The organism is Methylomonas aurea, assembly GCF_024505045.1.
Taxonomy (GTDB): domain Bacteria; phylum Pseudomonadota; class Gammaproteobacteria; order Methylococcales; family Methylomonadaceae; genus Methylomonas; species Methylomonas aurea.
In genome coordinates, this window is the sequence record NZ_JANIBM010000023.1 from 62857 (window position 1) to 72787 (window position 9931).

General features: G+C 56.3%; 8 protein-coding genes. 5 read left to right on the forward strand and 3 right to left on the reverse strand.

Going from position 1 to position 9931, the window contains the following annotated elements; all coding sequences use genetic code 11:
• Positions 1 to 12: 12 nt before the first annotated feature.
• On the reverse strand, positions 13 to 3366 hold the full coding sequence (locus NP603_RS15225; RefSeq protein ID WP_256611783.1) for an EAL domain-containing protein: 3354 nt from the start codon (positions 3364 to 3366) through the stop codon (positions 13 to 15).
• Positions 3367 to 3839: 473 nt separating this feature from the next.
• Here NP603_RS15225 and NP603_RS15230 point away from each other — a divergent pair, with 473 nt between their 5' ends.
• From NP603_RS15230 to NP603_RS15250, 5 genes are all read left to right on the forward strand, one after another.
• Complete coding sequence (locus NP603_RS15230; protein WP_256611784.1) at positions 3840 to 3992, forward strand: hypothetical protein; 153 nt, start codon at positions 3840 to 3842, stop codon at positions 3990 to 3992.
• A gap of 9 nt (positions 3993 to 4001) precedes the next feature.
• Complete coding sequence (locus NP603_RS15235) at positions 4002 to 4526, forward strand: cupredoxin domain-containing protein (protein ID WP_256611785.1); 525 nt, start codon at positions 4002 to 4004, stop codon at positions 4524 to 4526.
• Entirely contained in the window at positions 4519 to 6138 is a 1620-nt protein-coding gene (locus NP603_RS15240) for a b(o/a)3-type cytochrome-c oxidase subunit 1 (RefSeq protein WP_256611786.1), read from the forward strand. The genes NP603_RS15235 and NP603_RS15240 overlap by 8 nt, the downstream gene beginning before the upstream one ends.
• Positions 6139 to 6140: 2 nt before the next feature.
• Positions 6141 to 6788: a c-type cytochrome gene (locus NP603_RS15245; protein ID WP_256611787.1), complete on the forward strand. Its 648-nt coding sequence runs from the start codon at positions 6141 to 6143 to the stop codon at positions 6786 to 6788.
• A 79-nt stretch (positions 6789 to 6867) separates the two neighbouring features.
• Positions 6868 to 7659, forward strand: coding sequence for an Aq_1264-related membrane protein (locus tag NP603_RS15250; protein ID WP_256611788.1), 792 nt, complete (start codon positions 6868 to 6870; stop codon positions 7657 to 7659).
• A gap of 39 nt (positions 7660 to 7698) precedes the next feature.
• Here NP603_RS15250 and NP603_RS15255 read toward each other — a convergent pair whose 3' ends face one another.
• Positions 7699 to 8463: an inositol monophosphatase family protein gene (locus NP603_RS15255; RefSeq protein WP_256611789.1), complete on the reverse strand. Its 765-nt coding sequence runs from the start codon at positions 8461 to 8463 to the stop codon at positions 7699 to 7701.
• A gap of 91 nt (positions 8464 to 8554) precedes the next feature.
• The gene (locus tag NP603_RS15260) at positions 8555 to 9847 is read right to left on the reverse strand and encodes an ammonium transporter (RefSeq protein WP_256611790.1); all 1293 of its coding nucleotides are present in this window, start codon (positions 9845 to 9847) and stop codon (positions 8555 to 8557) included.
• Between the last annotated feature and the right edge of the window lie 84 nt (positions 9848 to 9931).

Genomic DNA, 9931 nt, shown 5'->3' on the forward strand with positions numbered 1-9931 from the left:
TAGCCCCACCGGCTATATGCTGTCATGCCGAAAAGCGGTGATATAGGTGTAACAGGTGCGGGCATCCTCGGCCAGTTCGAAGAAACCGATCCTGCGTTGGCACCACGGGGAAAAATCCGGTTCGTCTTTGAGCCTGGACAAATCGCGAAATCCCATACTCCAACTCGGAAAGGCCCGACGCTGCTGGGGTGCCTGCATAACTAGGCGAAAGTCTCGATGACGAGGATCGACCTTTATCTTTTCCACCAATTGCAGAACCGCTTTGCGACTGCCTTCCAACATCTGCATAAAACAGCCATCCATGTATAGCAGGCAACCGGTAATATTCCGGGCGTTATTGGCAGCGCGGGTCTTTTCCAACAGCATTTCCAATTGGCTATCGCTTAAGTGGCGGACGGCCCTGCTGACGTAGATCAAGAAAAACAGCGGCGGCTCAGCCGCGGCGACCGACTGCTCCTCGAGCTCACGGCTGAACCTGCCGATAAAACTTTGCTCGTCCAACGGCCGATGAAACAGGTAGCCCTGCACGTAATCGCAACCCAATGCGCGCAGTTCGAGCAATTGCTCGATATTTTCGACACCTTCGGCCACCAGTTTCAACCCCAACGCCCGCGCCAAGCCAACGATAGCCCGGTTCACGGCCCGATTCTCCGACTGGGTGTCGATACCGTCTACAAATGCCCTATCGATTTTCAACACGTTGACCGGCAGTCGGGTCAATTGCGCGAGGGAAGAATAACCGGTACCGAAATCGTCCACCGCCACTCGCATCCCTAAATCGGCCAGGCGCCGCAATATCCGCAAATTGGTGTCGATATCGGCCATCAACGAGGTTTCGGTGATTTCCAACAAAATACGTCGCGGGTCGGCTCCCGTTTCTCGCAGAATCCTGGAGAAATCGTCCGCCAAGCTTTCTTCGTTGAGCTGCCGCGCCGATACGTTGACCGAGATATAGGACGGCGCCGAATCCCGCCAACGCTGGCGCCAAGCGGATTCGGCAAGGCAAGCTTGCCGGAACACCCATAAACCTAGCGCCACAATCGCACCGGTCATCTCGGCAATCGGAATAAATATTGCCGGCGATATCTCGCCATCCTGCGGAAACCAGCGTAGCAACAGTTCGGCGCCGACGATCCGGCCGCTGTCGGCACATACGATCGGCTGAAACCGCGGAGACAACTCGTTGCGCTCGATCGCCAAGCGTAAACCCTGAGTTACCGAAAGGCGCTGGCGAACTTTTTGTTCGAGGCTATCGTTGAAGAAATGCCAACCGTCGCGACCTTTTTGCTTAACCTCGTACATCGCGGTATCGGCATAACGCAACAAGTCGTCCGTAGAGTGCGTGGAACCGTGGCCAACGGCAATTCCGATACTGGCGGTGACGCACAAAGAGTGCCCGTTCAACTCCAAGGTTTGGCGCAGCTCGGCATTAATACGCTCGGCGATCAAAGACAGTGCGGTCGGTTGCTCGATTTGTTCGCACAGTACCACGAACTCGTCGCCGGCCAGGCGAGCCAGCGTGTCGCCCGGACGAATCAACTCCCGCAAACGCGCGGCGATAGTTTTCAGCAACAGATCACCCATCTCATGGCCGTAATTATCGTTAATGAGTTTGAAATCATCCAGATCGACAAATAACAGCGCGACATTGCCGCCATGACGGCGCGAACGCAGCAAGGCGCTCGCCAAACGCTCGCGAATCAGGGCTCGATTGGGCAAGCCGGTCAGACTGTCGTGCGTAGCACGCCACAGCAATTCCTCCTCGGCCTGTTTGCGGCTGGAGATGTCGCGCAGCGTCACCACCAACATCCAATGCTCGCCGAAGCGAACTTTGCCGATCGAAGCTTCCAACGGAAAGAACGACCCATCCTTGCGATAACCGGCGAGTTCGCTTCGCCCTCCCATGTTGCGCTGAGTCTCGTCGCTTTCGACAAAACGCTTGACCAATTCGGCGTGACGCTGGCGAAAATGCGGCGGCAACAATAAATGCACGGACATGCCCAGAATTTCCGCCCCCGAATAACCGAACATTTTGCAAGCATTGACGTTAGCTTCGGTGATTATCCCGTTTTCGTCGGTCGCCAGAATCGCCATATCGGCGATAGACAGAATTTGTTGCGCGGCATTCGATCGGGTCAATACCGACTTGGCTGCCTGCCCCAAGTGACTGATGCTGCGCTGTGGCGGCCGCGAAATATGCAAATCGGCGTTTTGCCGGGTATAACGTTCCGGAATACGCGGAGGATTCAGGAAAAAACTCTCGACGATGCTAAAACTGCCGTCGGCGTTGCAGCGCGACAAATAGGTGTTAACCCAGGCGTGGTGAGTTGCGGCATCCATTTTGACACTACCTTGAGGACCGGTAACGCTGATCGTTTCCAGGGCATCCACCAGGGCTTCGCTGTCTGTCGATCCGGCCTGCTCGACGGCTTTTGCAAAAGCTTTCACGCACACATAGGTCGCTTCGCCGAAATTGGTCAAAATACCGTTGCCGGCCGGCCAAATGCCATCGACATCTGGTTCGGCGGCCAATTTTTGAAAATAAGCCCGATTTTCCTCGGTATCCAACGACATGAAATACGTGTTGCTGGAATAAAAGCCTTCCCGAACTTGGGCCGGCAACAGGCTCGCCAACACTTCGTCGAAATGCCCCATCACCACCGCCATGTGTTTCTTCAAGCCCATCCCGGCAAAACCAGTCAATAACCTGATTTGATCTATCCCGGCAAAGTAAGGCACGAATACATCCGCGCCCGAACGTGCGACCAATTCCAGCAAAGCATTGATTTCGTCCTGGCTCGCGCCTATCGGCAAATATTCCTCGCCGACCACATCGCCATCGAGTTTTTGCAGGCAACGCTTGGCGGCATCGATGGAACCGCGCGGCCATTCGTAATTATTCCCGGCAAAAAACATTTTCAGTCCATAACGCTCCGCCATATACGGAATCATTTTATCGATCTGCTGGTTCGGCAAAGCGGCGAAATGAAAGAAATACCGGCTGAAAATGCTGCCTTCGTAAAACGAGAAATTCAGATAGGGAATCTTTTCCGGTTCGGCCACTTGGCCGGCAACCGCAATCCGGGAACTGGACATCAAATTACCTATCATCGCCACGCAACGGTGATCGTGCACCAAGCGGCGCGCGGCTGGCACCGCGGTTTGCGGCAGACTGCCGTCGTCTTCGACGATCAGTTCCAGGGGTCGGCCCAACAAACCGCCTTTGCGGTTGATCTCGGCGCAGGCAATCCGGGCGGCGTGAATGATTTCGGCGCCGTACATCGCTACCACGCCGGTCAACGGCGGCATTAAACCCAGACGAATCGGCTCAGCTAAAGCTACTGAATCCACTATGCTTGTTTTCAATCGATAAATTCCACTATAAACCCGGCCTAGACAATGGTTTTGTCCGTAGCGCTGCCTTATAACCGAATCGCCACGAACTGGCAATCGGCCGACGCCGGCTTGAAAACGGCCAAACTGTAGCGCCCAAACCGACACCAAACCCTGCCCGTTTGCGCCGGGGCTTTGCTGACGAAAAGCTTCAATTCGGGTTTGTTTGGGGCTTTGGCCGCGATAGCGGCCTGCACTGCAGCCGTAACCGGACTACCGCAGCAATCCGCCGCCTACTCTATAAAAGTCGTAACTTTCTATAAGAATGCCCTACAAGCATCTAAAAAACTTGAGTTATCCGATTTTGAGCCAGCGATTCTTTGAGAGTATGATTACCCTAGCAATCGGCTGGTTAAGTCATCAGCAAGAATGACGGAGCCTGTGCTGTTCATGCCGTTGGTTGCCAACTCAATTCCTGTCACAAACGCATACAAGAAAGGAAGGATATGAACAATCTCACTGAAGAAGAACGTAAAAAAATCCTGGAGAGCTCGCCGGTCGGCACCTGGGCGTTGATGTTGATCGTCGGCGGCGGCATGGTGGTCGCCTGGTTGCTGATGTATTACGGGGTGTTCCTGCCTCGCGGCCATATCGGTTAGGAGGGCGCCATGCATATCGACCAACTGGAAAAAAGATGGGCCGGCATTGCCTTGGGCATCGCCGGCCTTTTTGTCGCGGTGATTTTGGGCTCCGCCTTGGTCCACGGTATCCACGCCCCGAGTAACGTGGAGACCATTGATTCGGCGAAACTGCATTTGTCCGAAGAATTTGCCGAAGACAAATTAGGCGCCAGTACCAATCCGGACGGCAGCGTTACGGTGCGGATGGTAGCCGGGCGTTACGGGTTCTATCCGAAAACCCTGACCCTGCCGGCGGAAACTAAAATCACCTTCCGCTGGGTCAGCCTGGACGTGATCCACGGCGTGCACATCCCGATGACTAACATGAGCACGATGATCGTGCCGGGTTATGTTGCCCAAGTGCAAACCGAACTGCACCATGCCGGCGACTACCCGCTGCTGTGCAACGAATACTGCGGCATGGGCCACGCTCATATGTGGAGCAATATCAAGGTGGTCAGCAAAGCGCAATGGGAAGCGCTCAACAAACAAGGGGGAGCAAACCATGGATAACAGCGTAGAAAAAAAATTGGCGCTGACCCATTTCTGGGTCGCCTTCGCCGCCTTCGGCTTGGCGGCGGTGATGGGCCTGTATCAAGTCATCGAACGTAGCGGCTTCTTCAGCTTTTTGGAGTCGCGCGAGGTCTATTACGCCTCGGTCAGTACCCACGGCGTGCTGATGGGCTTTGTGTTGACCACTTTCTTTATCATGGGCTTCGGCTACTACGTCGCCACCAGCACCCTGAAATTGCCGGTTTGGAATAAAACCTTCGCCTGGACCGGCTTCGGCGTGGCGTTGGTCGGCGTCGTGATGGCCGCGTTACCGCTGCTGTTCGGCCAGGCCTCGGTCCTGTTTACCTTTTACCCGCCGTTGAAGGCGCATCCGTTGTTCTATATCGGCGCCACCTTGCTGGTGGTCGGCTCCTGGTTCTGGTGCGTGTCGATGATCGTCATGTACACGCAATGGAAAAAGGCCAATCCCGGCGTACCGGTGCCGCTGGCGATGTTCGCCACCACCGGCAACGCCATCCTGTGGTTGTGGACCAGCGCCGGCGTCGCCGCCGAAGTGTTGTTCCAGTTAATCCCGTGGGCATTGGGCTGGATCGACACCATCGACGCCGGCTTGGCCCGCACCCTGTTCGCCTGGACGCTGCATCCTATCGTCTACTTCTGGCTGATTCCGACCTACACCGCGTTTTACTGTCTGGTACCGAAACAAGCCGGCGGCTTTTTGTTCAGCGACGAAATGGCACGCGCAGCCTTCATCCTGTTGGTGGTATTCAGCTTGCCGATCGGCTTCCATCATTTGTATATGGACCCGGAACAAGGCCATGGCTGGAAAATACTGCACGCGGTCGGCACTTTCGTCGTGACCTTACCGACCTTCATTACCGGCTTTACCGTGATTGCCTCGCTGGAAATCGCCGGCCGTTTACGCGGCGGTCAAGGCTTGTTCGGCTGGATAGCGGCTCTGCCCTGGAACAACCCGATGGTACTGGCCTTGATTCTGGGTTTGTTAATGCTGATCTTCGGCGGCTTCGGCGGCTTGATCAACGCCAGTTACGCGATGAACGCGATGGTGCATAACACCGCCTGGATTTCCGGCCATTTCCATCTGATCTTCGGCGGCACCACCATCATCATGTATTTCGGTATCGCCTATTACTTCTGGCCGGTGTTGAGCGGCAAACCGCTGTATTGCCCGTCGCTGGCAATCGCCCAACTGTGGAGCTGGTTTATCGGCATGATCATCATGACCACGCCCTGGCACATTCTGGGCCTGCTCGGCCAACCGCGCCGGATCGACAGCGTGCACTACAACAACCTGTTGACCCTGTCCTGGGAACCGTACGAGGTGACGATGATATTCGGCGGCCTGATTCTACTGGGCTCGGCCGGATTGCTGATCTATATCCTGTATAAAACGCAAACCAGCCAGGAAAGCTATCAGGGCGAGGTCGAATATGCCGAACCGATCCACGCCGTCAAGGACCTGCCCGGCTACCTGAACAGCTTCGGCTTGTGGAACGCCATCATCGCCGTATTCATGTTGATTGCCTTCGGTTATCCGATTCTGCAATTTTTCTTGATGGAAACCTTTGGTTCAGGCAGATGGGGGGTCTGATCATGAAAAAACTGATACTTACTACAGTCTTGCTGCTGCCTACCGCATTGGCGGCGCAACCTTCGTCGCAAGTGGCCTGGACCGCCGAGGAGCTGAACTTTGCTAAAGCAGGCAACCCGCAGAAAGGCCAGGAACTGGCCAAAACCTGTGCGGCTTGTCACGGCGAAAACGGCATCAGCACCCTGCCCGGCACACCGTCTCTGGCCGGACAGTTGCCTACCTACCTGTACAAGCAATTGCGCGATTATGCCGACGGCAGCCGCGACAATCCGATGATGGCCGGCCTGGCCAAATCGCTGAGCAAGCAGGATGCGGCCGACTTGGCGGCGTGGTTCTCGACCCGGCCGCCGGCGTTCAAGTCGCGCAGCCCGATGGTTTACGAGCAGGCGGAGAAGTTGGTAGCCCAAGGCAGTAACGACCGCATCCTGCCGCCGTGCGAAGTCTGCCACGGCGGTAACGGCCAAGGCCAGGAAATGGATATTCCGGCTCTGGCCGGCCAGAACGCCGACTACTTGGTTGCCACCTTAAAGGCCTTCAAAACCGGTAACCGCCATAACGACATCTACAGCCGGATGCGTTTGATCGCCGAAGCGCTCAGCGAGGACGAGATCAACGAGTTGGGCCTTTATTACCAAAACGTCAAAAAATAACCGGGCTACTACGCCGGGCGGCTGAAGGTTTCGGCCGCCCGCATTCGCCTGCTCCGCCAATTCAGCGACCGGATAGCATATGTCCACCGATTCCAATATTCCCGTTAAGTACGCCTACAAGGGCGCAAATCTGATCAGCTTCGGCACGAGTATCAAGCTGTTGTTCACCGGCTATTTGGTCACAATCGGGGCCGGCTACTTGATGGCGCTGACCCAGATTTTATTCACCCACGGCATGGCCGACGGCAAATTCGGCTTATCGCTGGACGACATCGTCTACAGCTATTACGGCGACCGCTCCGGTTCGGTGCTGGAATCGAAATTGAACGGCTCGATGAAAATGAACGCACCGGACCAGGACCGGTTCAAGATCATTCAGTGGGTAAGGGACGGCGCTCAAGAAGCCGATTACAACGCGAATATCAAGCCGATCGTCGAAAAGAACTGCCTGATGTGCCACAACGCCAATGCCGGCTCGCTGCCGGATTTCGGCAAATTCGAAAATCTGAAAAAACTCGCCGAGTCCAGCGAAGGCGCCACCTTTGCCTCGCTGACCCGCTTGTCGCACATCCATCTGTTCGGCATCAGCTTTATTTTCATGTTCGTCGGCCTGATCTTCAGCTTCAGTACCGGCGTACCCTGTAAATACAAATATCCGGCCATCGTCATGCCCTATTTGTTTTTGCTGGTCGACATCGCCTCGTGGTGGCTGACCAAACTCAATCCGCACTTCGCCTGGCTGGTCATCATCGCCGGCGCCGGCCTCGGCATTTCCTTCGCCTTCATGTGGACCGTGTCGATGTACCAAATGTGGATACTGGGCGGCGTACTGAAACAGTCCGACCGGCGCAATGCGGTGCTGCGGGATTAGGCGGACCACACCCGGTCAGACCTGCAACGCCAGCGCGGACTACATTAAAGGCAAGATCTGATCCAGCAATTTGCCATTGGTGGCCAGGATTTGTTTGGGAAACACGCCGGGATTGCCGGCGAAATCGGTGACGGTGCCGCCGGCTTCCAGCACGATCAAGGCGCCGCCGGCAACGTCGTACAGATTCAATTCCTGCTCCCAAAACGCATCGACTTGGCCGTCGGCGACGGTGCACAAATCCAATGCCGCCGAACCCAGGCGGCGCTGGCCGGTGGTGGCCTGGGCGATGCGGGCGAAGCGCGCCAGGTTGTTGTCGGTTAGATATTGGCGCAGGCAGGCAAAGCCGGTCGACACCATACTGGCGCCGAGGTCGGTTTCGTCAGAGACGCGGATCGGTTTGCCGTTTTTCCAGGCGCCCTTGCCTTTCTCAGCACAGTAATAGTCGTCCAAAGCCGGACCGTAGACCACGCCCATGACCAGTTCGCCGTCGATCTCCAACGCAACGCTGATGCCCCAGTAATACTGGCCCTTGGAAAAGGAATGGGTGCCGTCGATCGGGTCGACGATCCAGCGGCTGGTTTGATTGGCGGTTTGGCCGCTCTCCTCGCCCCAGAATCCGTATTCCGGGCAATGTTCGGCCAAGGCTTGTTTCAGATAATTTTCGACGGCAACGTCGGCGTCGGTCACCAAATCGCGCGCACTTTTTTTGTTGACGGCCAGATTGGGCAGATCGTTGAAATAATTCATCGCCACACTGCCGGCGGCGCGAATGATGGGTTCCAGAGTTTGGAGGGTGATTGGCATGGTGGTCTCGGCTTAAAAATGTCGGCGGCGGGATGTTGGCACATCCCGCCTGTTTGAGTCAGCCGGTTATTTTAACCCGCAATGCGGCAGTTTACAGATTGTGGTAGCCGGTCTCTTCGTGCAGCACGATATCCAGGCCTTGCTGTTCCTCGTCTTCCGTGACCCGCAAACCGATCAGCAGATCCAGCGTTTTCAGCAGGCCGTAACTGAAAGCACCGCTCCAGGCTGCGGTCACCAACACCGCCAGGGTTTGGATTGCGACCTGGTGGCCAACGCTGACGCCGTTCAATCCGAGCCCGCCGAAACTCTCGGCCGCAAATACGCCGGTCAGAATGGAGCCGACGCAACCGCCGACGCCGTGTACCGGAAACACGTCCAACGAATCGTCGATTTTCAAACGCCGTTTGACGAATTGGGTGGCATAGAAGCAGACGCCGCCGGCCACCACGCCGATCACCAAGCCGCCAATCGGCCCGACAAAGCCGGAGGCCGGCGTAATGGTACCCAATCCGGCCACCATGCCGGTGACGATGCCCAACACGCTGGGCTTGCCGAAACGCAGCCATTCGATCGCCATCCAGGTCAAGGCGCCGGCGGCGGCAGCGATATGGGTTACCGCAATCGCCATGCCGGCCGAGCCGTCGGATTTCAAGGCACTGCCGCCATTGAAGCCGAACCAGCCGAACCACAGCATACCTGCGCCGGTCACGACCATGGTCATGTTATGCGGCGGCATTGCCACGCTCGGGAAGCCTTTACGCCGGCCCAGCACCAACGCGGCCACCAACGAGGCGACGCCGGCGTTGACGTGGATCACGATACCGCCGGCAAAGTCTTTGGCGCCCAACGCCGCCAGCCAACCGTTACCCCAAATCCAGTGGCAGATCGGCATATAGACGAAGACCAGCCACAATCCGCTGAACCAAAGCATCGCGGAAAATTTCATCCGCTCGGCAAAGGCGCCGACGATCAAGGCCGGCGTGATGATCGCGAACGTCATCTGGAACATGAAAAATACGGTTTCCGGAATATCGCCGGTCAGGCTACGAATACCCATGTCCGGTAGAAACACTTTTGCCGCACCGCCCAACCAAGGCTGCCAGTCACCGCCGTCGGCGAACACGAAACTGTAGACGCCGGCCAGCCAAAGCAGGGAAACCAAACAAGTGATCGAGAAGCACTGCATCAAAACCGACAGCACGTTTTTACTCCTGACCAAGCCGCCGTAAAACAGCGACAAGCCTGGAATGGTCATAAACAAGACCAATGCGGTCGAGGTCAGCACCCAAGCCGTATTGGCTTGGTTCAATTCATCGGCGTACGCCGAAACGGGTAATGCCCAGGTGAAGGCGATGAGCGTCAGCGCTCTTATAATTGTTGTCATGGTCTATCACGAAATGTTGTGTTGTTTTTTGACGGGCTATAAACAACAAAATCGCCCTGGTCTGCGTTTTACCCGCAGACCAGG

Bases quoted from the DNA above. Each gene is read 5' to 3' on its own strand.
- NP603_RS15230 (WP_256611784.1), top strand. From the start codon at position 3,840: ATGAACAATCTCACTGAAGAAGAACGTAAAAAAATCCTGGAGAGCTCG.
- NP603_RS15235 (WP_256611785.1), top strand. From the start codon at position 4,002: ATGCATATCGACCAACTGGAAAAAAGATGGGCCGGCATTGCCTTGGGC.
- NP603_RS15240 (WP_256611786.1), top strand. From the start codon at position 4,519: ATGGATAACAGCGTAGAAAAAAAATTGGCGCTGACCCATTTCTGGGTC.
- NP603_RS15245 (WP_256611787.1), top strand. From the start codon at position 6,141: ATGAAAAAACTGATACTTACTACAGTCTTGCTGCTGCCTACCGCATTG.
- NP603_RS15250 (WP_256611788.1), top strand. From the start codon at position 6,868: ATGTCCACCGATTCCAATATTCCCGTTAAGTACGCCTACAAGGGCGCA.
- NP603_RS15255 (WP_256611789.1), bottom strand. From the start codon at position 8,463: ATGCCAATCACCCTCCAAACTCTGGAACCCATCATTCGCGCCGCCGGC.
- NP603_RS15260 (WP_256611790.1), bottom strand. From the start codon at position 9,847: ATGACAACAATTATAAGAGCGCTGACGCTCATCGCCTTCACCTGGGCA.